Consider the following 25,518-nt stretch of genomic DNA (forward strand, 5'->3'; position numbering starts at 1 on the left):
CGCCAGCGTGTTGAACTCGGGTGCGCTCCGCACCTGAAGTCCACACGCAGCGGCCGTGCCCTCCCCGCGTGTTGAAATGGGGTGCGCTCCGCACCTGAAGTCCACACGCAGTGGCCGTGCCCTCCCCGCGTGTTGAAATGGGGTGCGCTCCGCACCTGAAGTCCACACGCAGTGGCCGTGCCCTCCCCGCGTGTTGAACTGGGGTGCGCTCCGCACCTGAAGTCCACACGCAGTGGCCGTGCCCTCCCAGCGTGTTGAAATGGGGTGCGCTCCGCACCTGAAGTCCACACGCAGCGGCCGTGCCCTGCCCGCGTGTTGAAATGGGGTGCGCTCCGCACCTGAAGTCCACACGCAGCGGCCGTGCCCTGCCCGCGTGTTGAACTCGGGTGCGCTCCGCACCTCAAGTCCACACGCAGTGGCCGTGCCCTCCCCGCGTGTTGAAGTCGGGTGCGCTCCGCACCTGAAGTCCACACGCAGCGGTTACCGGGCGGGGCGCAGGGCCTGGACTGCCTCCGGAATCGGGACGTCGCCGGTGAACAGTTCGGCCACCACGCCGATCGTGGACGGGGTTCGCAGCACCTCGGCCAGCACCGCCGCCACGTCCGCGCGGGACACCGGTGCCCGCCCACCCAGTTCGGTGGTCAGCCGGACCCGCCCGGTCCCGGGGTCGTCGGTCAGCGCACCCGGCCGGATCACCGTGTAGTCGAGACCGCTGGCGATCAGATGGCGGTCCGCTTCCGCCTTGGCTTCGAGGTACGGCAGCATCGAGCCGCTTGCCGCCTCCGGACGCTCTGCTCCGATGGAACTGATCATCACGTATCGACGTACCCCCAAGGCCTTTGCCGCCTCGGTGAGCTTGACCGCCCCGCCGAGATCGACCGTCGCCTTGCGCTCGGACCCGCTGCCCGGGCCCGCGCCGGCCGCGAAAACCACCGCGTCAGCGCCCTTGACCTGGGCTTCCAGGCTCGCCGCGGCCTCGAGATCACCCAGCACCGGGATCGCGCCGACCGCTTCCAGCGCGGCGGCCTGCTCCGGTTTGCGGATCAGTCCGCGAGCGCGGTCACCCCGCGCGGCGAGCAGCCCGAGCAGCCGCAGTGCGATCTTGCCGTGTCCACCGACCACCAGAACGTCCATGCCGCGACGCTACCTCGCCGCCCGGTCCGGACAGCTCGGTGTCGTTGTTCGCGCGGCACGCACGCCGCCGCGGCACGCACGCCGCCGCGGCACGCACGCCGCCGCGGCACGCACGCCGCCGGCACGCGCTGCCACGAGACGTCACAAGACGTCACAAGACGTCACGAGACGTCACGAGGCTTTCGATTTTTCAGCAGCAGCTCGACACCGTCCAGGAGCCGCTCCAAGCCGAACCCGAATGACCGATCCGGATCACCAATCGCGTTGTACTCCTCCCCGGCCGCGGTCCCGACCCTCCCGGAGAGCGGGTACGCCCCCGGCGTCATCACCCGTTCCAGGATCGGGGCGTGCATCGCCCACCAGTCGGCATCGGTGATCCCGGACCGCTCGGCGGTGCGCCGGGCCAGGATCGACGTGCTCGCCGCGCCCTTGGTGAAGTCGCCGATCAGGGAGACGACCAGGTCCATCTCCAGGTCGGTGAAACCGGCGCCTTCCAGGGCGGCGAGGTGCCACTCGTACCGTTCGCTGCCGTTCGGCCCGATCCACGGGCGGCTGCTCTCCACCTGTAGCAGCCACGGGTGCCGGTGGAACTCGTCCCACATGTGCCGGGCCACACCGGTGATCCGGTTTCGCAGGTCACCCTCGTGCGGCGGATGCTCGACCTCACCGATGACCTCGTCCACCATCAGCCCGATCAGCTCGGAGCGGCCGGGTACATAGGTGTACACGCTCATCAGCTTGAGCCCGAGCCGGTCGGCGACCTTGCGCATCGAGAACGCCGGCAGCCCCTCCTCGTCGGCCACCGCGATCCCGGCCCGGATCACCTCGTCAACGCTGACCCGCTGTTTCGGCCCGCGCCGGCCCTGCGGTGTGCCGAGGGTTCGCCGCCAGAGCAGCTCCAGCGTTCGGTCAAGGTCGCCGTTTTCCATGTGCGCAGATTACCCCGTGGGGTGTACGGTGTTCGGCGCAACGTATTTCCGTAAGGCATACGGAGTTAAGGAGCGCCCGGTGCACACGCTGATCGCCGAAGGACTGCGCAAGAGATACGGCGACCTGTCCGCCCTCGACGGATTCGACCTGCACGTCCCGGCCGGTGTCATTCACGGACTGCTCGGCCCCAACGGCGCCGGCAAGACAACCGCGGTGAAAGCCCTGACCACCCTGATCGACATCAGCGAGGGGCGGGCCAGTGTCGCCGGCTTCGACGTGCGTACCCAGGGCGCCGAGGTCCGCCGCCGGATCGGACTGATCGGCCAGAACGCCGCCGTCGACGAGGTGCTCGGCGGTCGCCAGAACCTGATCATGTTCGGACGTCTCTACGGGTTGACCAGAGCCGAGGCGGCGTCCCGCGCGGACGAGCTGCTCGCGGTCTTCGAGCTGACCGAGGCGGCCGGCCGGGCCGTCTCCACCTACAGCGGCGGCATGCGGCGCCGCCTCGACATCGCGGCCGGGCTCATCCTCACCCCGGCCGCGCTCTTCCTCGACGAACCCACCACCGGGCTCGACCCGCGCGCCCGCAACGAGGTGTGGAACAGCATCCGCGAGGTCGCCGGCCGGGGCACCACGGTCCTGCTCACCACCCAATACCTGGACGAAGCGGACCAACTCGCCTCACAGATCTCCGTGATGAACCACGGGAAGATCATTGCCGAGGGTACGCCCGACGCGCTGAAACGCCAGGTCGGCGGCGACCGGGTCACGGTGACGGTGGGGCTGCGGGACTCGCTCGACGCGGTCGTCCACGGCCTGCCCGCCGGCGCGGCGGTCGACGCGGAGACCCGGACGGTCACCGTCGAGCTGACCGGCGAGAGCCTGGCCGGGGTCGTCCGCGCCCTCGACGAGATGAACGTCGTGCCCGAGGACCTCCAGCTGCGCCGGCCCACCCTCGACGAGGTCTTCCTGACCCTGACCGAGAAGGAGGCCGTCCGATGACGACAGTGCGCGCCGGCTGGATTCTCACCCAGAGAGAATTAGCCCATTGGGTACGGGAACCATGGGCCCCGATCTTCGGGGTGCTCTTCTCGATCATGCTGTTGCTCGTCTTCGGCTTCCTGTTCGGTGGCGCGATCACCCTGCCCGGTGGCGGCGACTACATCGACTATCTGCTGCCCGGCATGCTGGCCCTCAGCATGATGTTCGGCGTCGAGACCACCGCCACGGCGATGGCGAACGACGCCCGCAAGGGCATCACCGACCGGTTCCGGTCGATGCCGATCGGCAGCGCCTCGGTCGCCTTGGGCCGGGTGGGCGCCGACATGACGAACTCCGCCGTGGAGCTGTTCGTCATGGTCGTCGGCGGTCTGCTGGTCGGCTGGCGGATCACCTCGGATCCGGCGTCGGCTGCTCTGGCCGTACTCCTGCTGTTGCTTCTGCGGTTCGCCGTGCTCTGGATCGGGATCTTCCTGGGCCTGAGTTTCCGCGGTTCCGGGGCGACCGTGGCGGTGCAGGTTCTGGTGTGGCCGATCGGTTTCCTCTCCACGGCGATCGTCTCCGCCGAGACGATGCCGGCGTGGCTCGGCGCGATCGCCGCGTGGAACCCGCTCTCCGCCACGGCGACCGCCGCTCGGCAGCTGTTCGGAAACCCGACCGGAGTGACCGGCGGTGTGCTCGAGGACGGGGCGGTGTGGCTGGCGCTGGCCTGGCCGCTCGTGCTGGTCGCGATCTTCGTGCCGCTCTCGGCGAGGGCTTATCGGCGACTGCGGGCTTGATCAAGTTAGTTGATCGACTTGCTTGATCGACTCGCTTGACCGGTTGAGGCGACCGGTGCTGCCCGCCCCCCACTCGGGCAGCACCGGCGCTGTCGCCCGCCCCCGTAGCGACGACAGTCGGATCGTATACGATCCTTCGAAAGATATACGATCACCGCGGACGGGGTCTATGTCATCTCTGCTCTCGAAACACGAATCGGTGTACCGCACGATCCGTGAACGGATCCTCAACGGCGGCTACGAGCCGGGGGAGCGGCTTGTCCTGAGCACCATCGCCCGCGATCTCGACGTCAGCCCGGTGCCGGTGCGCGAGGCCATCCGCCGCCTCGAGGCCGAGGATCTGGTCACGTTCGAGCGCAACGTCGGCGCCCGGGTGAACACCCTCGACGACGAAGCCTGGGAGCAACTCGTCGAGATGCTCGCCCTGCTCGACGGCTACGCGATGCGGCGCGCCCAGTGCCGGATCACCCTGGCCGCGCTCGGCGAGGCCCAGCGCCTCAACGACGCGCTGCGCGCCCACGCCGGCGGCCCCGCCGACCAGCACGGCGAGGTGATGGCCCTGCACCGGCTGTTCCACCGCACGCTCTACGCGGCCGGCGACAACCGCTACCTGATCGAGACGCTGGACAGCGCCTGGGACCGCATCGACGCGTCCCGGGTGCTGGCCTCCCGCTGGCCGGCCCACCGCCTGGCCAGCGCCGTCAACGAACACGACGAGCTGCTGCGCATGCTGCGCTCCGGCCACGTCGACCCGTCCGAGCTGGAGCGCTGCACCCGCCAGCACAGCCTGAACGCCATCATCGCCATCCGAGGCCGGGGCGACACCGGCCGGCTGGACCGGGTCGTGCCCGCCCTCAATCCCTAGCCGGCTGATGTTGAACGCAGTCACGTAGGGTCTCTTTCAAGAGGGGCCGGCGCGAAAACGTATCCACCGCGTCCGGTACCGGAATTGCTACTTTCTGTCATTCTGGCGCTGCGCACAATGGTCAACTTGAGTGAAGTCGGCGAATGGCGTGCGTGTATCGCACATTCGGTACGACTTGACCCGGGACGCCGGCGTCATCCTCGTGCGATGCCGCAGCTCTGGCCGGTACATGGATCATCTCGGAAGATCAAGAGTGTCCGCGTGGCGAAGCGTTCACGCCGCAGACGCGACGCTGGGACGCGCGATCGATCGAGGAAATGATTTTCACTCGGCCTTGTCCCTTAAATGTACGGTGAACGAGTGCCAGAAGAAAATCGCGAACGATCTTCCGGTAAGCCTCGTAAGCGGGGGCGGCGATGGAACGTGCTCGCCCGAAGTCGATCTTATAGGGCCTTGCGGAATCTTTCCCGGTCCAGCCATGCTCTGCCGAACTTCGAATTTTTCCTGATCCGCGTCGTGTGTCCGGCGGTCGGTATATATTTGATCTTGTACGTGACGAACGGATTCACGAACGGATGGGGGTATGCGTATGACTTGAGCAGCGCGATCGTTTCGCCGAGGGACCCCAGGGTTCAGTATGTCTGGCTCGCGTGGCCCCTGGCCGTGACCGGGCACTTCTTCATGCCCGCCCTTATCGGCGCCGTGGCCGGCTATGCGTTCGGCGCCCGCGTCAACCGGCGTCGCAGTTCGAGCCGCCGGGCTGCGGGTCCGCCCATCGGCGGCACTGGCGAGGCGGTGGCACGGACTTCCACCGACGAAGCGTCCGATCTCGGACACCAGCAAGACCCGGTCGCTCCGACACCCGTTCCTCTCATGGCGGCTGCGGACAGCCTGGCGGGTCCATCGCGATGGCTCAGCAAGATCCCAGAATTGTCGGACCGTAGGAAGACGGCGGAATTCGGAATCACCAATGCGTTCGTCGACTATTTCGTCGCCGTGCACGACGGGGATTGGAAGATCGCGCAGGATCACTTCGAACTGGAGGTCGTCGACAACCTGGAGCATCGAGACGTGGTTTCACCCGAGGACCCTCCGGTAATCGCAATGCGCCTCGGCGTGGTCGACTCCGTCGACCTTTTGTGGCGGGCGCGCACCAGCAGCACGACGGGAAAATGCCCCATTTGTCATACGGATTTACCTGATGGCGAGCGGAGAATGACATGACAAGAGCCAAGGGGGTTTCAGAGCCCGGAAGCTTCTACCGTCACAGCCTTGAGCTCATTCAAGCCGCCCATCCCAATCGCAGCGATAGCTGGCACCGCGAGCAGGCCCGCGCCGCCATGACCGCGGCTTTCGAGGCCCGTGAGCAGGCCATCGCCGGGCGCGATCTTCCCGAGATGCCGACCTACCCGCGAACGGAAGCGGACCTCGACGCCCTGGAGCAGGACTTCAAAGAGGGCGAGAAAGCCGGCGAAGCACGCTGGCAGACCTCCACCACGGCGAAGTCCGGTCAGCCGGTCCAGGTCGCTCAGGTCCGCGGAATCATCTGCATCCGCGCCGGTGGCCGCCCCGATGGACCCGCCCTTTACCTGACTCAACCGGAGTGGCGCATCTTCGCCCGCGCCCTCGAACGCGGAGTTCATCCGAAGGCCATAGCGACACTGCGCCCCGAAGCCGATCGCCAGCCGTACGAAGGCCTCAACGAAGAAAAGCGCCTCGAACTCGCGGCGACCGGCAATTCGCTCATCGACGATCCCCTTGTGCAGCCCTGCTGACCGGTTGTCAGGGGCGCTTGGCGACGGTCAGCAGGACCACGCTGTCGTGGATGGCCTCCAGCGCATGCCGCTCGTCCGGGATCACCAGCAGCTCCCCGGTCGCCGCATCGGCGCTGTCATTGCCCGTGAACAACCGCACGTGACCACGCAAAACCTGCAGCGTCGCCTCACCGGGGCTCTCGTGGTCGTCCAGCTTCTGCCCACCGGCCAGCGCGATGAGGGTCTGCCGCAGCGTGGCGTCGTGGCCGCCGAGGACGGTGTGCGCGCTGCGGCCGCTCGCGGCGAGCCGTGCGGCGGCCAGGTGCTGTTCGGTCAGGGCGTCAAGGGCGATCTTGTGCATAGGGGGCATGTGCTCACTTTCTCGAGGGTGTCTCCCAGCCGGGCCGGGTGGGGCGCAGGCCGCCGCGGGTGTCGCGGTAGCGGTAGACGACGTACGGGCGGGTGGCGTAGCCGATGGGGGCGCTGAACGCGTGGACGAGGCGGGTGAACGGCCAGAACGCGAAGAGTGCGAACGCGGCGATGACGTGCACCTGGAAGGTGGTGGGCACGGCGGCCATCAGTTCCGCGTCGGGCTGGAAGTAGAACAGCGAGCGCAGCCACGGTGAGACGGTTTCGCGGTAGTCGTAGCCGGCACCGGCGATGTTGGCGCGAGCGGTCGCCCAGAGACCGCAAATGATCACGGCGGCGAGGACCACGTACATGGCCTTGTCGTTCTTGGTGGTGGCGGCGAAGACCGGGCCGGTGAGCCGGCGGCGTGCGATGAGCAGGGCCATGCCGATCAGGGTGCAGAGCCCGGCGACGGTGCCGATGAAGACGGCCATCAGGTGGTAGGCATGCTCGGTGATGCCGACGGCTTCGGTCCACGACTTGGGGATGAGCAGGCCGATCACGTGGCCGATGAGCACGAACAGCACGCCGAAGTGGAACAGCGGGCTGCCCCAGCGCAGGATGGTGGTCTCGTACAGCTGCGAGGAGCGGGTGGTCCAGCCGAACTTGTCGTAGCGGTAGCGCCAGATGGTGCCGCCGATCAGGATCGCGATCGACAGGTAGGGGTAGACGACCCAGAGCAGGATGTCGGTGTTGTTCATCAGCGTCCCCCGCTGGTGTTGACGAGTCCGAAGGGTTCCAGGCCGACCTGTTCCGCGGGTGGGCCGCTGCGGGCCAGGCCGGCGGCGGCGGCCAGGTCACGGGGGGAGGCTGGGGGCAGCATGGCGCGGACGGCGTCGACGGCGTGCCGGTACACCGAGCCGTCCTTCTCCAGCGACGCGGTCAGGAGGTCGAGCCCGATCCGGTTGTCGCGTAGCAGCTGCCAGCCGGAGTCGTGTTCGGCAGCGAGGTCGAGCACGGCGGGCAGGTAGTCGGGCAGTTCCCCGTCGATGAGTTCGAGGCCGGCGTGTTTGTAGGTGGCGGCGAAGTCGGCCAGGGCTTCGCCGCGTCTGCGGGTGTCGCCGCAGGTGTAGTAGGTCAGGTGCAGACTGGCGCGACGGCGGAAGTCGAACAGCTCGACGTATGCGGTGCGCAGCGGGCCGGTCTCGGTGGTGCTGCGGTGTCCGGCCACCACGTGCAGGGGCTCGGCGACAGCGGCGGGCAGTGCGGGCAGTGCCTCGCCGATGATCGGCAGGGCGGAAAGGACCGTGTCGTCGGGGTAGCGCAGCAGCAGGGAGGCGGCGCGGGCGGCGATCGGCCGCCAGTTCGGGGTCACGGCCGGTCCTCGTCGATGACGCCGGGGCCGGTGGTGGCCCCGCCTCCGGCAGCGGGATCGCGGCGGGGCGGGAACAGACCCTCGGGGCGACCGTTGCCGTCCCAGTTGAGCAGGTTCACCCGCCGGGGCTCGTCACCCGCGTCGGTGAATCCGTCCGAGGTCTGCCGCTCTCGAAGCATGTGGAAGGTCTCCACCTGCACCGGGACGGCGGTTCCGGAGGCCTCACCGAACGGGCCGGTCTGATACATGCCGGGTCCGCCGTCGTAGTCCAGCGAGCACTCGGTGGCGATCTGTTCGAGCCGGTGGGCGTCCTCGGCGTGGGCGGCCGGGATGACATAGCGCTGCTCGTATTTGGCGATGGCGAGCAGCCGGTACATGTCGTTCATCTCCTCCGGCGTCATGCCGACCGCAGCGGGGATGGAGTCGTCGGGCTTCTCGCCGAGGTTGATGCGGCGTTGGTAGGAGCGCATCGCGGCGAGCCTGTTCAGTACGGCCCGGACCGGTTCGGTGTCGCCGGCGGTGAACAGCCCGGCGAGGTACTCGAGGGGGATGCGCAGCGCATCGACGGCGCCGAACAGGTTGTGCGGGTCCTCGCCGTCGTGGCCCGTGTCGCGGAGCACGTCGACGACCGGTGACAGCGGCGGGATGTACCAGACCATCGGCATGGTGCGGTACTCCGGATGCAGGGGCAGCGCCACCTCGTACTTCATGATCAGGTCCCAGACCGGGGACCGGCGGGCCGCGTCGATCCAGTCCTCGGGAATGCCTGCGGCGAACGCGGCTCGGGCCACCGCCGGGTCGTTCGGGTCGAGGAAGACCGACCGCTGGGCGTCGTAAAGGTCGTGCTCGTCCTTGACCGCCGCGGCTTTGGTCACCGCGTCGGCGTCGTAGAGCATCACGCCGATGTAGCGCAGCCGGCCGACGCAGGTCTCACTGCAGATGGTGGGCTGGCCGATCTCGATGCGGGGAAAGCAGAACGTGCACTTCTCGGCCTTGCCGGTGCGGTGGTTGAAATACACCTTCTTGTACGGGCAGCCGGTCACGCACATCCGCCAGCCCCGGCACCGATCCTGGTCGACGAGCACGATGCCGTCCTCGGCCCGCTTGTAGATCGCCCCGGACGGGCACGACGCCGCGCACGACGGGTTCAGGCAGTGCTCGCAGATCCGCGGCAGGAAGAACAGGAACGCCTTTTCGTACTCCTGGCGTACCTGATCGGACACCTGTCGCAGGAGCGGGTCGGCAGCGAGCACCTCGTTGCCGCCGCCCAGCGAGTCATCCCAGTTCGCCGACCAGGTGACCTTCGTGTCCTGCCCGGTCAGCAGACTCTTCGGGCGGGCGACCGGAAGGTCCGTGCCGGCCGGGGCGGTGAGCAGGTGCTCGTAGTCGTAGGTCCACGGCTCGTAGTAGTCCTGCATCGACGGCAATTTCGGGTTGGCGAAGATGCTGAACAGTTTCTTCACCCGGCCGCCGGCGCGGGGCTTGAGCCGGCCGGACCGGGTCCGCACCCAGCCGCCCTGCCACTTCTCCTGGTCCTGGTAGGTGCGCGGGTATCCCTGCCCGGGGCGCGACTCGACGTTGTTGAACCACACGTACTCGACGCCGGACCGGTTCGTCCACGCCTGCTTGCAGGTGACCGAGCAGGTGTGGCAGCCGATGCACTTGTCGAGATTCATGACCATCGCCACTTGGGCCATCACGCGCATGTCAGTACTCCACGTCCTGCGAGCGGCGACGGATGACGGTGACCTCGTCGCGCTGGTTGCCGGTCGGCCCGAGGTAGTTGAACGCGAAGGACAGCTGGGCATACCCGCCGATGATGTGGGTGGGTTTGACCAGCAGCCGGGTCAGTGAGTTGTGGATGCCGCCGCGCCGGCCGTTGACCTCGGCCTTCGGCACGTCGATGACGCGTTCCTGAGCGTGGTAGAAGTACACCGTGCCCTCGGGCATCTTGTGCGTGACGATGGCCCGGCAGACGACGACGCCGTTGCGGTTGACCGCCTCGATCCAGTCGTTGTCCCGGACATTGATTTTCGCGGCGTCGGCTTCGCTCATCCACATCGTCGGCCCGCCGCGGGACAGCGTCAGCATGATCAGGTTGTCCTGGTACTCGGAGTGGATCGACCACTTCGAGTGCGGTGTCAGGTACCGCACGGTGATCTCGAGTTCGCCGTTGCGGCCGAGCTGCGGCTCACCGAACAGGCGGTGCATGTTCAGCGGCGGCCGGAAGATCGGCAGCGTCTCACCGGCCTCGTGCATCCAGTCATGGGCGACGTAGAAATGCTGGCGGCCGGTGAGCGTGTGCCACGGCTTGAGGCGTTCGACGTTGATCGTGAAGGGGGAGTAGCGGCGCCCGCCGGTCTCGCTGCCGGACCACTCCGGGCTGGTGATCACCGGCACCGGGCGGGCCTGGCAGTCGGCGAAGGTGATCTGCTTGCCCTCGTGCTCGGCAGCCAGGTCGGCCAGCTTCACGCCGGTGCGTTTCTCCACGTCCTTGAACCCGGCCGTGGCGACTCGGCCGTTGGTCGTGCCGGACAGGGCGAGGATCGCCTCACACGCGTGGATGTCCTTCGCCAGCGACGGCCGGCCGTCGGCGACCCCGCCGCGGATCGCCCCGTTCTTGTGCCGCAGGTAATCGATCTCCGGGCTGACGTCGACCGAGTAACCCTTGACCGTGGTGCCGAGCTTGTCGAGCAGCGGGCCGAGCGCGCCGAGTTTGTCGGCGATCGCGCCGTAGTCGCGCTCCACCACCACGATCTTCGGCATGGTCTTGCCGGGCACCGGCATCTCACCGGTCTCTTGCCAATCGCTGACCCGGCCGTGCGGGGTGGCCATCGCGTCCGGGGTGTCGTGCAGCAGCGGCGCCGCGACCAGGTCCTTGCGGACTCCCAGGTGAGTCTTCGCCATAGCCGAGAACGTGCGGGCCAGTCCGTGGAAGATGTCGAAGTCGGTTCGCGTCTGCCACGGTGGGTTGATCGCCGGGGTGAACGCGTGGATGAACGGGTGCATGTCCGTCGTGTTCAGGTCATGCTTCTCGTACCAGGTGGCGGCCGGCAGCACCACGTCGGACAGCAGCGTGGTCGAGGTCATCCGGAAGTCGAGGCTGACCATCATGTCCAGCTTGCCCTCGGGGGCCTGGTCGATCCACCGCACATCCCGCGGCCGGTGCCCCGGGCCGGCGTCGCCGGTGCGCAGGTTCGAGCGGGTTCCGAGCAGGTGTTTCAGGAAGTACTCGTTGCCCTTGGCCGACGAGCCGAGGATGTTGGCCCGCCAGGCGATGAACACCCGGGGCCAGTTCTTCTCGTCGTCCGGATCGGTGCACGCGAACCCGAGCCGCTTCTCCTGCAGGGCCCGCGCCACGTACGCGCCGGGGTCGTCACCGGCCTCGTCGGCCAGATCCAGGGGATTGCGGTCGAAGGTCGGCATCGACGGCATCCAGCCGAGCCGTGCCGACTGGGCCAGCAGATCCATGGTGTGCTTGCCGTTGAACAGGCCCTTGCCGGTTGGTGAGGACACGGTGTCGGCGGAGTAGGTGTCGTAACGCCACTGGTCGGTGTGGGTGTACCAGTACGCCGTACCGATCATCTGCCGCGGCGGGCGCACCCAGTCGAGGGCGAACGCCAGCTGCTGCCATCCGGTGACCGGCCGGCACTTCTCCTGGCCCACGTAATGCGCCCACCCGCCACCGTTGACCCCCTGGCATCCGGTGAGGGTGACCAGCGCCAGGATCCCGCGGTAGGTGGCGTCGCCGTGGAACCACTGGTTGACGCCCGCGCCGAGCAGGATCATCGACCGGCCGCCGGAGCGCTCGGCGTTGTCGGCGAACTCCCGGGCCACCCGCGCCACCTGCGCGGCCGGCACGCCGGTGATCGGTTCCTGCCAGGCCGGCGTGTACGGCGTCGCCGGATCGTCGTAGCCGGACGGCCACTGCCCCGCAAGCTCCGGTCGCGACACCCCGTACTGCGCCAGCAGCAGGTCGAAGACCGTGGTCACCAGCTTGTCGCCGACCGTCCGGGTCGGCACCCCGCGGCGCAGCACTCCCGGCGTGTCGGTGTCGAAGCGCGGCAGCACCACCTCAACCGAGTTCCCGGTTTCCCAGCAGGTCAGTGCGGGCTCGATGGCACCCAGGTCGAGATTCCACTCACCCGGCTCACCGAAACGGTGGCCGAGGCTACCGCGCGGCACGGCCGGCGCACCGGTGACCGAGTCCCACAGCACCGTCTTGAACGCCGACGTCCCGCCCAGATCCTCATCGGTCAGGAACCGGTCCGGCCGGTACGCCCCGTCAGCCCCCTGCTGGAGGGTGATCAAAAAGGGGAGGTCGGTGTACTTGCGCACGTAGTCGACGAAGCGTGGCGTACGCCGGTCGACGAAGAACTCCTTGAGAATGACGTGACCCATCGCCATCGCGAGGGCGCCGTCGGTGCCCGGCTGGGCCGGCATCCACTCGTCGGCGAACTTCACGTTGTCGGCGAAGTCGGGGCTGACCACGATGACCTTCTGTCCCCGGTAGCGGGCTTCGGCCATCCAGTGCGCGTCCGGGGTGCGGGTCACCGGCACGTTGGAACCCCACATCATCAGGTACGAGGCGTCCCACCAGTCGCCCGACTCCGGAACGTCGGTCTGATCCCCGAACACCTGCGGCGACGCCACCGGCAGATCGGCGTACCAGTCGTAGAACGACAGCATCGTGCCGCCGATCAGGCTCATGAACCGGGCACCCACCGCATGCGACACCATCGACATCGCGGGGATCGGCGAGAAACCCGCGATCCGGTCCGGGCCGTACCGCTTGATCGCGTGCACGTGCGCGGCGGCGACCATCTCCAGGGCCTCGTCCCACGTCACCCTCACCAGACCGCCCTGGCCGCGAGCCTGCTGGTAGGCGCGCCGCTTCAGCGGGGCGTCCTGAATCTCGGTCCACGCGGCCACCGGGTCACCGAGACGCTTACGCGCCTCACGGAACATCTCGACCAGGACCCCACGGGCATACGGGTAGCGCACGCGCGTCGGGGAATAGGTGTACCAGGAGAACGCCGCACCACGCGGGCAGCCGCGCGGCTCGTACTCCGGCTTGTCCGGCCCAACGCTCGGGTAGTCGGTCTGCTGCTGCTCCCAGGTGATGATGCCGTCGCGGACGTAGACCTTCCACGAGCAGGACCCGGTGCAGTTGACGCCGTGGGTCGAGCGCACCACCTTGTCGTAGGACCAGCGGTCGCGGTAGAAGGCGTCCGCCTCCCGGCCGCCGATCTGGTACAGCGCCCGGCCGTCCGGCGACACCTTGGCCCGGCGTACCAAGCCGCCGAAGCGCAGCAACGCCTGCCCGGCCGACCCGGATCCGTTCGTCATCGAACTGTCCCCCTGGTTTGGTGACCTCGATCTCACCCTTGTCCGCAGAAAGGGGCCGTGCAACTCGAACGCCGGGATTGGTGCCCAAGGTCCCCCGGTCGCCGGGCCAGAAGTCCCGAGATCCTCGGGCCCCGGGAATTCCGGGCCGGTTCCGGGGTACAAAGTCCCTATCCGGTGCGGGCCTCCGACCAGGACCGTTGTGGTGGACACGAACTTCTCTCAGCGGAGTTACTGATGGGCACACCTTCGACTTCGGCAACACCCCGCGGCGCCGGACTGATGCTGGCTCTGGCCACCGTCGGGTTCGCTGTCAACTTCTGGGCCTGGGCGCTGCTCAGCCCGCTCGCCACGAGGTTCTCGGCCGAACTCGGCCTGAGCTCGTTCCAGCAGGCGCTGCTGGTCGCCGTCCCGGTCGTGGTCGGCTCGGTCGGCCGGATCCCGGTGGGCGCGCTGGCCGACAAGTTCGGCGGTCGCATCATGTTCCCGCTGGTCTCGCTCGTGACCATCATCCCGGTGCTCTACCTCGGGCTGTTCGGTCAGGACGCGCTCGCCTCCCTGCTGATCGGCGGTTTCTTCCTCGGCATCGGCGGCACCGTGTTCGCGGTCGGCGTCCCGTTCGTCAACGCCTGGTACCCGCCGCAGCGCCGTGGTTTCGCGGTCGGCCTCTTCGGCGCCGGCATGGGCGGCACCGCGATCAGCGCGCTCACCACCGTGCGGCTCGTCGACGCGAACGGCGAGGCCACCCCGTTCGTGCTGACCGCCGTGGTGCTCGCCGTCTACGCGGTCGTCGCCTGGCTGGTCATGCGCGACGCCCCGAACCGTCCGGTCCCGACCGCCCCGCTCGCCCAGCGCCTCGGCACCGCCCTCCGCCTCAAGATCACCTGGCAGGCGTCCGCCCTGTACGCCGTCGCGTTCGGCGGTTACGTCGCGTTCTCGGTCTACCTGCCGTCCTACCTCAAGACCGCGTACGGGCTCACCCAGGCCGACGCCGCGAACCGGATGGCCGGCTTCGTGGTGCTCGCCGTGATCATGCGTCCGGTCGGCGGCTGGCTCTCCGACAAGATCCCGGCGGCCAAGGTCCTCGCCGGCTCGCTGGGCGTCGTGATCGCCGGCGCGGCCCTCCAGTCCTTCACCCCGGACCTCATGCCGCTCGGCACGATCGCGTTCCTCTCCATGGCGGCCGCCCTGGGCGCCGGCAGCGGCGCGACGTTCGCCCTGGTCGCGCAGGTCGCCCCGGCCAACCAGGTGGGTTCGGTGACGGGTGTGGTGGGCGCGGCCGGCGGGCTCGGCGGCTTCATCCCGCCGCTGGTCATGGGCACCATCTACGGCCAGTTCCAGTCCTACGCCCTCGGTCTGGCGCTGCTCGCGGTGGTCGCCCTGGCCGCGCTGCTGCTGGACCTGCTCTCGGTGGCCCGCCGGCAGCCGGTGCTGTCCCGGGCGTCTTCATAGAACTCATAGGTCCCGCACAAGCGGGTCAACACTGGGTGAACTTTTCTTGAGGGGTCAGGTTGCCCAGCCGAAGGACGAACCCCATGCCTCTCACCCGCCGCCAGTTCGGCGCCGCCTTCGCCGGAGCTCTCGGCCTGGCGGCGCTCGGCGGTTGCGCCGCGACCAGCTCCTCCTCGGGGAGCGCGAGCGCCACCATCTTCGACAGCGGCGTGGTGCACGACATCACGCTGACCTTCGACGACGCGGCGTACGACACGATGATCGCGGCCTACCTCGGGGACGAGTCCAAGAACTGGATCGAGGCGACCGTGACGCTCGACGGCGTCACCTATGAGAAGGCCGGGCTGAGGCTGAAAGGCAACTCGTCGCTGCGCGGGCTGACCGCGTCCTCGTCGTCCTCCGCCACCGCCTCGTCCTCCGCCACTCCCTCCGCCACCGCCTCGTCCTCGGCGGCCGCCGGTGGGCAGCAGCGTCAGGGCGGCGGCTTCGGCGGCGGGCCGGGCGGCAGCAGCGTCTCCGCCGACGACCCGCAGGACCTGCCCTGGCTGATCCGGCTGGACAAGTACGTGGACGGGCAGGCCCACCAGGGCTACACCGAGTTCGTCGTCCGGTCCAGCAACTCGGAGTCCGCGCTCAACGAGGCGGTCGCGCTGGAGCTGCTCGGGAAGGCCGGGCTGGCGACCGAGAAGTCGTTCTCCACCCGGCTGCGCGTCAACGACGGCGACCAGGTGCTGCGCCTGGTCGTGGAGAACCCCGGCGACAAGTGGATGGCCGACAACTTCGACGGCGACGGCATCCTCTACAAGGCCGAGGCGAACGGCGACTACTCCTACCGGGGTGAGGACGCGGCCAGTTACGAGGACGTCTTCGACCAGGAGAGCGGTGACTCCGACGACCTGACGCCGCTGATCGCCTTCCTCAAGTTCATCAACGAGTCGGACGACGCGACGTTCGGCTCGGATCTGGGCACGAAGCTCGACGTCGACGCGTTCGCGAAGTACCTCGCGTTCCAGGAGCTGGTCCAGAACTCCGATGACATAGACGGGCCGGGCAACAACTCCTATCTGCGGTACACCAGCGACACCGGGATCTTCACCGTCGTCTCCTGGGACCTCAACCTGGCGTTCGGCGGGATGGGCGGCGCCGGCGGAATGCCCGGCGCGACAGCTTCCGGCGCGACCGCTTCCGGCGCGACCGCTCGCGGCGGGGATGGCGGCGGCGGGAAGCGCGGCGGCGGTGGCTTCGGCGGCCGCAGCAACATCCTCGTCACGCGCTTCCAAGCCAACGCGACGTTCGCAGCCGCGTACACGAAGGCCCAGACCGACCTCAAGGCCGGCCTCTACACCAGCGGGACCGCGAAGAGCATCCTCGACCAGCGGGCCGCCGTGCTGACCTCGCAGGCCAGCGACCTGATCTCCGCCGACACGGTCTCCGCGGAAGTCTCCAAGATCGAGTCGGTCATCGGCTGACCGAAAAGCGCCGGGGTCTCCGCGTTCGCAAGACCCCGGCGCTACGAATATCAGAAGGCCTACGAATCAGAAGGCCTACGAATCAGAAGACTCAGCCCAGGACGATCGGCTCGAACACCGAGGTGAAGTTCTGCTGCTCCTCGGCGGTGTTGAAGCTGACGTAGTAGTGCAGCTTCTCGTAGTCGGCCTCGCTCGGGAACACCAGCGCGCTCTCCGCGACCGCCAGCATCTCCTTCTTGTCACTGCCGGACAGCTCGGCGGCGTCCTTGCGGATCTGCGCCTGCGCGGCCGGCACCGGGCACACGTAGTTGATGTACTCGGCCAGCGACGCCGCGTTCTCCACCTCGTAGAAGAAGTCGATCAGCATGAGCGCGTCCACCGGGTTCGCCGCGGTGATCGGGATGGCGAAGTTGTCGGTCCAGATCGTGCCGCCCTCCTCGGGGATCACGAACTTGAAGTTCGTGCCGTCGGAGAGGTTCTTCTGGAAGATGTCGCCCGACCAGGCCTGGGTGATCCACACCTCGCCGTTGCCGAGGGCGTCCACGTAGTCCTGCTCGTAGTACTGCCGGACGATGCCCGCGTCCTTCTGCTGCTTGAGCTTCGCCGCGCCCTTCCGCCAGCCGGCCTCGTCCGACTCGCCCGGCTTGACGCCGGCCGCCAGCATGCCGAAGTTCGCCAGCTCGGTCAGGTCGGACATCATGCCGACCTTGCCCTTGAACGCCGGGTCCCACAGGTCGGCGAGCTTGGTGATCGGCCGGTCGACCTTCGACGGGTCGTAGGCGATACCGGTGATGCCGGACGCCCACGGCACGCTGAACACGTTGCCCGGGTCGAACGACTCGGTCGTGTACGCCTTGGCCGCGTTCGCGGTGAAGTTCGGCAGCCGGCTGTGATCCAGCGGAGCGAGGAAGCCGGCCGACCGGAACTGGCCGAACTGCACGCCGTTGGTGATCACCATGAGGTCGTACCCGATGGACTGCTTCGCCGACAGCTGTGGCTGCACCTTGGCGAACCAGGGACCCATCTCCTGGATGACCTCCTGGTAGTTCACCTGGATGCCGGTCTTCTCGGTGAACTTGGCGAGCTCCGCCTTCTCCGGATCCATGTACAGCGGCCAGTTCGCGAAATCGACCTTGTTGTTCTGCTGCTTGCCGGCCCAGAACGTGGCGATCGTGCTGGTGTCGACACTCGCCGCCGGGGTGCCCTTGCCCTCCACCCCGCAGGCGGCCAGGGTCGCGCCGAGCGCGGAGAGGCCACCGAGCCGCAACGCGTCGCGTCGGCCCAGCCGCCGCTGCGTCACACCGCGCAGGAGTGTGGAATCAGGGGTGTTGCGGGGGAACATGGGACTCCGATCGGAATGCGGGTGCTCGGCGCTCGCGTGGCATGGTCACACGACGGAACACGGCTGTTACGAGCACATCATGATCCAATGGTACGGGTCACTCGCAGTCCCCGGCGGTGGTCCGAAATCAGTTGATGTGGCGCAGCCGGTGCGCCGGAACGCCGGCCGCGGTGAGCCGGTCGGCCACGTCCGGCCGCGGGTGATCGAGGAAGACGGCGACGTGGTGGTCGTCGCCGAGATGGCAGGCCGCGGCGAGCGTGCCCAGGTTGATCGGGTCGAGTTCGCCCACGTCACCGAGGTCGAGCACCAGCCGCAGCGGGCGGGTGTGGCGGATCGCCTGAATCAGCGTGCGGCGCAGATCGACCGCGTCGTCGTCACCGAGATCGCCGTGCGGCACGATGACGAGAGTCCCGTCGGGATGGGTGCCGACATCGACCGTGGCTGCGGTCATTTCGTTACCTTCCGTTACCCGAGGCTTCTCCGAGCGGCCAACGGTAAAGCCATCTGTGAAGATCCGTCGAGACTTGTGAAGGAAAGTTCATCTGGTCACAGCGCGGTTACGTTCCTCGTACCCCGGAAGAAGAGAATTTTGCGGGATCACACGGTGAACATCGAATTTCGGACAGGAGACGTGCCGGAGCCGAAGCGGTACTGACGTGCTTCTTTGTGGCGGAGAGGCGAAAACGGCAGCCGTCGGGGAAGGGGGAATGGTCGATATCTTTGGGCCGTGACATCCAGCAGTGTCGCGGTGCGCGAACCGCCGCGGCTGCCGATCCGGCACCGGCGATTCTGGTCGCCCTCCTTCCTCACGGTGTTCGCGCCGCTCGCCACGGTGGCCGCCACCGGTCTGGTCCTGCTGCTTCTCTCCGGCAACCTGCTCCTGCCGTTCCAGCAGGAGCTGATCTTGGAGGGCAAGACCGGGTCCAAGGGCGAGATCTTCGAGGACCCGGAGATGCGCCGCCTGCTGCTGCGGCACCACATCCGGGTGCACATCACGAACACCGGCTCGCGGGAGCTGGCGACCCACGACTTCACCGGATTCGACTTCGTGTTCCCGTCCGGCCGTCCGGCGGCGAACATGGTCCGCCAACGCCTCGCCCGGACCAGCGGCGGCGTCCCGCAGACCACGAAACCGTTCGCCACCCCGCTCGTGCTCGCCACCTTCCGGCAGTACGCGGAGACGCTCGTCACCGCGGGGGTGGCCACCGCGCAGCGGAACACGCTCGGCGGCGGCACGCCGTACTACTACACCCTCGACACCGCCAGGTTCCTCACCCTGATCAAAGCGGGACGGACCTGGAACGACCTGCGCATCGAACGGCAGGCCGACGGCCAGGGCAGCACGATCAGCAACGGCAACCGGGTCATCGCGCACAGCCCCAGCCCGTGCCACGCCAACGCCGGCGAATCCTTCCTCGCGCTGACCGCGTTCGTGGAGAACGGCACCAACGCCCCGCCGAGCGCTGCCGAGGCCCCGGCCGTGACCGCCGCGATCAAGCCGCTGCTCGGCATGCAGGGGATGCACGACCAGGAGCTCTTCGCGTCCTACGTCACGCCCGAAGGCAAGGGCAAGGCGCCGATCGTCGTGGTCTACGAGCATCAGTACCTCTCCTACCAGGTGCGTCAGGCCGAGGCAGGCGGCGGGCCGGACACCGACCGGGTGCTGCTCTACCCCCAGCAGGAGATGCTCACCGACCCCGAGTTCATCCCGCTCAACGCCGGCGCCGACCGGCTCGGCCGCCTGCTGGCCGGCGACCCCGAGCTGCGCCGGCGGGCCATGGAACTCGGTTACCGCGTGCTCGACCCGACGAGCGCCGCGAGCAGCGACCAGCTCTGGAGGTACCTGGCCGAGCGGGACATCCCGGCGCCGGACAACAGCGGCAACCTCACCAAGGCCGAACTGCCGGTGCTCGACGTGCTGGAGAACATGATCGGCGAGGTCGGGGGCTGCCCCCGATGAGGCGGGGGCCGGCTGTGCTCGCGCTCGGCGTGCTCCTCGTCAGCGCAACCGCCTGCACCCCGGCGAAGCCGGAGCCGATCAGCCTGCGCGTGCTCGCCAGCTCGGAACTCGCCGACATGACGCCGATCCTCGCCGACCTGCGCCGGGAGACCGGCATCGAACTGGTCATGGACCATCAGGGCACGGTCGCGGCGAACAAGGCCCTCGACCCGGCGAATTACCGGCACGACCTGGCCTGGCTCTCCGACGACCGGTACCTCAAGCTGACCCTGGATGCCGCCGGATACGCCGGCCCGATGCCGCTCTCCACCAGGATCATGGGCTCGCCGGTGGCGATCGGCGTGAAACCGTCGGTCGCCGCCCGGCTCGGCGACCCGACCTGGGCGGACATCGCCGGTGAGGCAGCCGCCGGCGATCTCACCTTCGCGATGGCCGATCCGGGACAGGCGGCAAGCGGGCTCGCCGCCCTGATCGGCGTGGCGACCGCGGCCACCGGGGAGGGGCGCGCGCTGCGACCCGAGGACGTGACATGCGACCGTCTCGGCGGCTTCTTCAGCGGACAGACGCTCACCGCGCCGACCTCCGCCGCGCTCGTCGACACCTTCGTCGCCGCACCGGACAAGGCCCAAGCCTTGATCGGGTACGAGTCGGTGCTGCTCGCGCTCAACGCCAGCGGCCGGCTCACCGAACCCCTGGAGATCCGGTACCCGCGCGACGGCATCGTCCTCTCCGAGTACCCGCTGATGCTGCTGCGCCCCGAGCACCGGGCCGCGTACGACCGGGTGGTCACGTGGCTGACCAGCGACACCGCCCAGCAGAAGATCATGCGGCAGACCCTGCGCCGCCCGATGAACCCGGCCGTCACCCGTGACCAGCGGCTGACCACGCCGATCGGCAACTCGCTGTACTTCCCGGACCGGCAGGACGTGATCGACCGGCTGCTGGCGAACTATCGCGCCGATCCCGGCCGGCCCGGGCACGTCATCTTCGTCCTCGACTTCTCCGGCTCCATGAAGGGGGAACGCATGAACCGGCTCCGGTCGGCGTTCAACGGCCTCAGCGGTGTCGATCGGACACCGTCCGGCAAGTTCACCCGATTCCACCGGGGCGAGAAGATCACGCTGATCCGGTTCGGCGAGGGCGTCCTCGACGAACGGACGTTCACCGTCGACGGCGACGACGATGTCCGGGCCATGCGGGCGTTCCTCGCGCCGGAGGAGTACGACGAGCGGACCGCGGTGTGGTCGGCGCTCGGCCACGCCTATCAGAAGGCGCGCGCCGAACCGGGACGCAAGACGTCGATCGTGCTGATGACCGACGGGGAGAGCAACGCGGGGATCGGCCTCCCCGGCTTCCTGGCGGAGTACCGAGCCCTTCCCGCCCCGGTGCGCGCCGTTCCCGCGTACATGATCGGTGTGGGTGAAGCGGACGGCAGCGCCTTGCGCACCGCCGCGGCAGCCACAGGTGGGCGCGCCGCGGCGGCGACCACCGATTCGCTCGCGGACGCTTTCAAGGATGTGCGTGGCTGTGGATAGCGCATGGTGGAGCGTCTGGTGGCCGTGGATGCTGATCTGGGCCGCCACCGTGATCACGCTGATCGGGACCGTCTGGACCCTGATCGCCCGCTGGCGGATGCTGCACGGCGGGGGACAGCCGGTGCGGGGAATCACGTTCTACCTCCATGACGATTCGGTGATGGACCTCTATCTCGGTGGCACCTACAAGAGGGCGCTGCGCGAGGAAGTGCGCGAGGAGATCTCCAGTACCAAGGAGGCCAACGTCAACGCGGCCTTCCAGAGCTTCGGCGTCGGCGGCGCCCGGACCGTCGACCGCAAGGTGTTCCGCGATTACATCGAGACCGCCGAGCCGATCACCGTTATCCGGATCATCATGGAGGTCCTGGAGAAGGCCGACGACATCGTCTACATCGACCTGGTCAACGGGGTGATCGAGCCGGGCCGGGCACTCACCAAAGCACTCAAGACCACGGTGCTGACCGATCCGGCGTCCTTCACCGTCCGGGAACTGGGACAGCTGGAGTCCTATGTCTCGATTCGAGGCACCTTCAGGTTGGCCGCGGAGAACGGTGACACGGTGACTTTCGAGGCGCCGTGCGGGGAACGCGGGGACGGCGAGGTGGCGCAAGCGGTGCTCCGCTGCTCGAGCAGCGGAATCCGGCGGGACGTGCCCGAGGGGGATTTCCAGGCCCGTTGCCTCGGCAAGGTGCAGACGTGGGATCGGCAGCGCGAGAAGCTCATCATCGATCCCATCGCCATCTTCCAGTGAGACGGGCGCGGCCGTGCAGCGCTTGGCCGGTCAGACCGCGACCGGCTCCTGGCGCTCCGCCGTCGGCGGCGCCTCCATCCGGAAAATCCGGAAGCTCAGCAGCGCCAGCCCCAGGCCCGCCACCGTGAGGCACACACCCAGCCAGGCCGACGAGAGATATCCCCAGCCGGCGGCGATCGCCGCGCCGCCCAGAGCCGCGCCGATGCTGTTGGCGATGTTGAGCGAGGACTGGTTCACCGCCGCACCCATCAGCTGCGCCTCCGGCGCGGCGGCGATCAGCAGCGCCTGCAGGGCCGGGACGACGAAGAGGCTGGCCGCGCCGGTGAGGAAGGCTCCCAGGAACAGGCCGGCCGGGTGCGCGGCGGTGAGCGCGAAGACGACGACCGAGGCCAGCATCGCGACGAAACCGATCAGCACGGTACGGCGCAGGTTCCAGTCGGCGGCCACGCCGCCGATCGCGATGCCGGCGGTCATGCCGAGGCCCATCACGGCCATCACCCACGGGACGGTTCCGGCGGACAGTTCGGTGATCTGCGTGGTGACCGGCGCGACGTAGCTGTTCACCGCGAAGAAGCCGCTCGTGCCGATCGCCACGGTCGCGGCCACCAGCCAGACCTGCGGGGAGCGGAAGGCGCGGAGTTCGGTGCGAGGCGAGCCGCCGGGAGCGGCAGCGACTGAGGGTACGGTGACGAGCACCGCCACGAGAGTGAGCGCGAAGACGGCCGCGACAGCGAGATAAGCGGCTCGCCACCCCTGCGCCTGACCGAGCGCGGTGATCAGCGGAACGCCGAGCAGGTTCGCCGCGGTGAGGCCGCCGATCACCATGGCGACGCCCTTGCCCTGGTTGCCGGGGCCGAGGATGGTCGCGGCGAGGATGCCGGCCGCGCCGAAGTACGCGCCGTGGGCGAGCGCGGCCACGAACCGACCGGCCAGGACCAGCTCGAACGTCGGGGCGAGCGCCGACGCGGCGGTGCCGGCGACCATGAGGCCGAGCAGGCCGAGCACCAGCCGGCGGCGGGGGATGCGGGCGGTGAGCGCGGCGATCGTGGGCGCGCCGACGACGACGCCGAGCGCGTAGATGGTGATCATCCAGCCGGCGGTGGCCACGGCGTCCGGCGCGGAGCGGGCGTAGTCGGCCGGAAGGAGGTCCCGGGCGATCTCGGGGAGCAGACCCATGGCGACGAACTCGGTGAGGCCGAGTCCGAAGCCACCCAGGGAGAGGGCGAGCAGGGCTGCCCGGCGGCGGCCGGCGGTCAGGTTGTCCACGGGACCCGACTCTAGAACGTTCTAGTCGGATGTTGGTATAGAACGTTCTAGTCGTCACAACGTACGATCGCGTCTATGCAGTCAGGGGAGCGACGCACTACCCTCGCCGACGTCGCGGCAGAGGCCGGTGTGTCGGTCGCGCTCGCGTCGATCGTCATGCGCGGCGCCGCAGGCGCCGGCGCGGCCACCCGGGAGCGCGTCCTCGAGGTCGCCCAGCGACTCGGCTACCAGCCGGACAGCCGTGCTCGCCTGCTGCGCAGCGGACGGACCCGGCTGCTCGGCGTCGTCTTCGACGTGCGGCATCCGTTCCACACCGACCTGCTGACCGGGCTCTACGACGCGGCCGGCGCGGTGGGGTACGAGCTGACGCTGAGCGCCGTGACGCCCCGGCGTGACGAGCGCACCGCGATCGACGGGCTGCTCCAAGATCGCTGCGAGGCGCTCATCCTGTTCAGCCCCCGCTCGCGCACCGCCGACCTGGCCGCCCTCGCCGCCCGGCTGCCGGTCGTCGCGATGATGCGGACCGTGCGGCAGCGCGCCGTCGACGTGGTGCGCACGGACGACACCCGCGGTTCCGAGCTGGCCGTCGATCACCTGGTCGAACTCGGTCATCGCCACATCGTGCACCTCGACGGCGGAACGCTGCCCGGTGCCGCCGAGCGCCGGCGGGGCTACCAGGACGCCATGAAACGGCACGGCTTGGCCGGTCTCATCCGGGTGATTCCCGGCGGATCGGGCGAGGACGACGGCGCCAGAGCGGCGGAACGGCTGCTTCCCGAGCCGCCCACCGCGGTGACCGTTTTCAACGACCTGAGCGCGACCGGTCTGCTCGACGTGCTGCGCGGCCACGGTCATCCGGTGCCGGGCGGCGGCGGTCCGGGTTTCCACGGCGGCATCAGCGTGGTCGGCTACGACGACAGCAGCTTCAGCCGGCTCGCCCACATCAACCTGACCACTGTCGCTCAAGACGTCGAAGCGCTGGCTGCGGGCGCGGTGCGGCGCGCGGTGGCGCGCATCGAGGGTACCGACGTCGAGCACCGTGAGGTCGTCATCGAACCCCGGCTGATCGTTCGCGGCACGAGCGGCCCGGCCGTGCCGCGCTGACGGGATCGAGTGGTTATCCGGGCATCTTGGGCGGTTGCGGGTGCTTGAGTTTGTGGGTGCTTGAGTTTGCGGGTGCTTGAGTTTGTGGGCGCTTGAGTTTGTGGGCGCTTGAGTCTTTTGCGGGCGCCTTGGGTGATTACGGGGCGCTCAGTGCCGTCCGGCCCAGGGCCGCCAGGGTCCCGGTGTCCCCGGAGCCCGCCGTGATCACCGCGGCGTGGCGGAAAGCGATCGTGTGCCCGCCCGGCGAGCGCAGCGGTGGGTGCTGCGGGTTGGCGTCGTCGTCGACCAGGACCACCGTCGCCGGGGCCGCCCGCTCCGCCGGCACCTCCCACGGGCCGTCGCCGGTGTAGGAGAGCGCACCCCGCCAGCGAAGTCCACCGCTGGTGGCGCCCGCCGCGCCGAACGTCAGCGGCGCGCCGGAGACGTTGGTGAGGGTGTTCTCGAACATCAGAACCCAGCTGTCGTCGCCGGTCAGCGCTGCCGTTAGCGCGCGCCACTCGTCGAGGACGGGGGTGCCGTCGTGACCGGTCCAGATCAGACGGTGGGCAGCTGTCGCGGTGGCGCCGGTGGCGGAGAGCTCGGACAGGGTGTGGTCGCCGGCGGGGTGCAGGCGAGGATGCTCGTCGATGTGCGGCGGAGACCAGGCCACGCCCGGCACCGGCTCGTCGGTGAGGGTGCGGACCATGCTCACTGTGGGCTCGGGCCGGTAGGTGTAGGTCAGCAACGGCACGTCACCAGCGGAAACGGTCACCGAGCGTCCGGGATCGTGGCCCACCCACAGGTTCCGCGCGGCCTCGCCGAGCCGGGCGTGCCGCCGAGCCTCATCCGGGCGTGGGTTCCGTATGCACGTCCAGGCCTCGCCGCCGGATCGCATGCCCGTCGGTGCCTCGGCGCTCGATCGCATGCCCGTCCCCTGCTCGAATTCAAACAGATCCAGACGGAATTCAACGCTGAAGAACCCATCCAGTCAACCGGACCGCACATGTGGCGACGAGATTCCGGGGCGGAGCCATGGTGATCTTTCGAATGGAGGGCTCGTAGAGGTCAGCCACGACATGATCCTGGTCGCCGAACACGCCACCCACGTGATCGTCCTCGCCACCCGCGTG

Annotated in this window: 22 protein-coding genes; 11 read left to right on the forward strand and 11 right to left on the reverse strand. The window is 68.7% G+C overall.

The features are described from left to right. Window positions 1-480: 480 nt before the first annotated feature. Both AB0F72_RS16810 and AB0F72_RS16815 read right to left on the reverse strand, forming a co-directional pair. Window positions 481-1,134 carry an SDR family oxidoreductase gene (locus AB0F72_RS16810; protein WP_360431330.1) on the reverse strand — a complete coding sequence of 218 codons (654 nt, stop codon included), beginning with the start codon at window positions 1,132-1,134 and terminating at the stop codon, window positions 481-483. Window positions 1,135-1,295: 161 nt separating this feature from the next. Further along, a complete protein-coding gene (locus AB0F72_RS16815) occupies window positions 1,296-2,063 on the reverse strand; it encodes a TetR/AcrR family transcriptional regulator C-terminal domain-containing protein (RefSeq protein ID WP_360431333.1) in 768 nt (255 codons plus the stop codon). 79 nt (window positions 2,064-2,142) lie between these two features. On the opposite strand from AB0F72_RS16815, the gene AB0F72_RS16820 reads away from it, so the two are divergent. The 5 genes from AB0F72_RS16820 to AB0F72_RS16840 all read left to right on the forward strand — a co-directional run bounded on the left by AB0F72_RS16820 (window position 2,143) and on the right by AB0F72_RS16840 (window position 6,482). Beyond that, window positions 2,143-3,066, forward strand: coding sequence for an ATP-binding cassette domain-containing protein (locus AB0F72_RS16820; protein WP_360431336.1), 924 nt, complete (start codon window positions 2,143-2,145; stop codon window positions 3,064-3,066). Beyond that, window positions 3,063-3,842 (forward strand): ABC transporter permease, encoded by a 780-nt coding sequence (locus AB0F72_RS16825; protein ID WP_360431339.1) that lies wholly within the window; start codon window positions 3,063-3,065, stop codon window positions 3,840-3,842. Before AB0F72_RS16820 ends, AB0F72_RS16825 begins: the two co-directional genes overlap by 4 nt. A 169-nt stretch (window positions 3,843-4,011) precedes the next feature. After that, window positions 4,012-4,707, forward strand: coding sequence for a GntR family transcriptional regulator (locus AB0F72_RS16830; protein ID WP_360431342.1), 696 nt, complete (start codon window positions 4,012-4,014; stop codon window positions 4,705-4,707). 453 nt (window positions 4,708-5,160) lie between these two features. After that, window positions 5,161-5,931, forward strand: coding sequence for a hypothetical protein (locus tag AB0F72_RS16835; protein WP_360431345.1), 771 nt, complete (start codon window positions 5,161-5,163; stop codon window positions 5,929-5,931). After that, on the forward strand, window positions 5,928-6,482 hold the full coding sequence (locus AB0F72_RS16840) for a DUF397 domain-containing protein (RefSeq protein ID WP_360431348.1): 555 nt from the start codon (window positions 5,928-5,930) through the stop codon (window positions 6,480-6,482). The genes AB0F72_RS16835 and AB0F72_RS16840 overlap by 4 nt, the downstream gene beginning before the upstream one ends. A 7-nt stretch (window positions 6,483-6,489) precedes the next feature. On the opposite strand, the gene AB0F72_RS16845 is transcribed toward AB0F72_RS16840, so the two are convergent. From AB0F72_RS16845 to AB0F72_RS16865, 5 genes are read right to left on the reverse strand one after another with little or no spacing between them, the layout of a single operon-like run. Next, on the reverse strand, window positions 6,490-6,831 hold the full coding sequence (locus AB0F72_RS16845; RefSeq protein WP_360431351.1) for a cupin domain-containing protein: 342 nt from the start codon (window positions 6,829-6,831) through the stop codon (window positions 6,490-6,492). 4 nt (window positions 6,832-6,835) lie between these two features. Then, on the reverse strand, window positions 6,836-7,570 hold the full coding sequence (gene narI / locus AB0F72_RS16850) for a respiratory nitrate reductase subunit gamma (RefSeq protein ID WP_360431354.1): 735 nt from the start codon (window positions 7,568-7,570) through the stop codon (window positions 6,836-6,838). Further along, on the reverse strand, window positions 7,570-8,184 hold the full coding sequence (gene narJ / locus AB0F72_RS16855; protein ID WP_360431357.1) for a nitrate reductase molybdenum cofactor assembly chaperone: 615 nt from the start codon (window positions 8,182-8,184) through the stop codon (window positions 7,570-7,572). Before narJ ends, narI begins: the two co-directional genes overlap by 1 nt. Continuing rightward, the gene (gene narH, locus AB0F72_RS16860) at window positions 8,181-9,890 is read right to left on the reverse strand and encodes a nitrate reductase subunit beta (RefSeq protein WP_360431360.1); all 1,710 of its coding nucleotides are present in this window, start codon (window positions 9,888-9,890) and stop codon (window positions 8,181-8,183) included. Before narH ends, narJ begins: the two co-directional genes overlap by 4 nt. 1 nt (window position 9,891) lies before the next feature. After that, window positions 9,892-13,533: a nitrate reductase subunit alpha gene (locus AB0F72_RS16865; RefSeq protein ID WP_360431362.1), complete on the reverse strand. Its 3,642-nt coding sequence runs from the start codon at window positions 13,531-13,533 to the stop codon at window positions 9,892-9,894. Window positions 13,534-13,767: 234 nt separating this feature from the next. On the opposite strand from AB0F72_RS16865, the gene AB0F72_RS16870 reads away from it, so the two are divergent. After that, on the forward strand, window positions 13,768-14,982 hold the full coding sequence (locus tag AB0F72_RS16870; protein WP_360431364.1) for an MFS transporter: 1,215 nt from the start codon (window positions 13,768-13,770) through the stop codon (window positions 14,980-14,982). An 83-nt stretch (window positions 14,983-15,065) separates the two neighbouring features. Continuing rightward, window positions 15,066-16,451, forward strand: a complete 1,386-nt coding sequence (locus tag AB0F72_RS16875; protein ID WP_360431366.1) for a CotH kinase family protein — start codon at window positions 15,066-15,068, stop codon at window positions 16,449-16,451. Between the two features lie 91 nt (window positions 16,452-16,542). On the opposite strand, the gene AB0F72_RS16880 is transcribed toward AB0F72_RS16875, so the two are convergent. Next, entirely contained in the window at window positions 16,543-17,793 is a 1,251-nt protein-coding gene (locus AB0F72_RS16880) for a spermidine/putrescine ABC transporter substrate-binding protein (protein ID WP_360431369.1), read from the reverse strand. A 127-nt stretch (window positions 17,794-17,920) separates the two neighbouring features. After that, complete coding sequence (locus tag AB0F72_RS16885; RefSeq protein WP_360431372.1) at window positions 17,921-18,244, reverse strand: STAS domain-containing protein; 324 nt, start codon at window positions 18,242-18,244, stop codon at window positions 17,921-17,923. A gap of 276 nt (window positions 18,245-18,520) precedes the next feature. On the opposite strand from AB0F72_RS16885, the gene AB0F72_RS16890 reads away from it, so the two are divergent. Genes AB0F72_RS16890 through AB0F72_RS16900 form a run of 3 tightly spaced genes read left to right on the forward strand, consistent with a single transcriptional unit; the run spans window position 18,521 to window position 22,039 of the window. After that, a complete protein-coding gene (locus AB0F72_RS16890; protein ID WP_360431375.1) occupies window positions 18,521-19,753 on the forward strand; it encodes a hypothetical protein in 1,233 nt (410 codons plus the stop codon). After that, window positions 19,750-21,288 (forward strand): VWA domain-containing protein, encoded by a 1,539-nt coding sequence (locus AB0F72_RS16895; protein WP_360431378.1) that lies wholly within the window; start codon window positions 19,750-19,752, stop codon window positions 21,286-21,288. Before AB0F72_RS16890 ends, AB0F72_RS16895 begins: the two co-directional genes overlap by 4 nt. Then, window positions 21,275-22,039, forward strand: a complete 765-nt coding sequence (locus AB0F72_RS16900; protein WP_360431381.1) for a hypothetical protein — start codon at window positions 21,275-21,277, stop codon at window positions 22,037-22,039. Before AB0F72_RS16895 ends, AB0F72_RS16900 begins: the two co-directional genes overlap by 14 nt. Window positions 22,040-22,069: 30 nt before the next feature. Here the strand turns inward: AB0F72_RS16900 and AB0F72_RS16905 are convergent, their stop codons facing one another. After that, complete coding sequence (locus AB0F72_RS16905; protein WP_360431384.1) at window positions 22,070-23,305, reverse strand: MFS transporter; 1,236 nt, start codon at window positions 23,303-23,305, stop codon at window positions 22,070-22,072. 75 nt (window positions 23,306-23,380) lie between these two features. On the opposite strand from AB0F72_RS16905, the gene AB0F72_RS16910 reads away from it, so the two are divergent. Beyond that, window positions 23,381-24,409 carry a LacI family DNA-binding transcriptional regulator gene (locus AB0F72_RS16910; RefSeq protein WP_360431387.1) on the forward strand — a complete coding sequence of 343 codons (1,029 nt, stop codon included), beginning with the start codon at window positions 23,381-23,383 and terminating at the stop codon, window positions 24,407-24,409. A 136-nt stretch (window positions 24,410-24,545) separates the two neighbouring features. Here the strand turns inward: AB0F72_RS16910 and AB0F72_RS16915 are convergent, their stop codons facing one another. Beyond that, on the reverse strand, window positions 24,546-25,160 hold the full coding sequence (locus tag AB0F72_RS16915) for a DUF6807 family protein (RefSeq protein ID WP_360431390.1): 615 nt from the start codon (window positions 25,158-25,160) through the stop codon (window positions 24,546-24,548). Between the last annotated feature and the right edge of the window lie 358 nt (window positions 25,161-25,518).

This window comes from Actinoplanes sp. NPDC023936 (assembly GCF_040639325.1).
GTDB lineage: Bacteria > Actinomycetota > Actinomycetes > Mycobacteriales > Micromonosporaceae > Actinoplanes.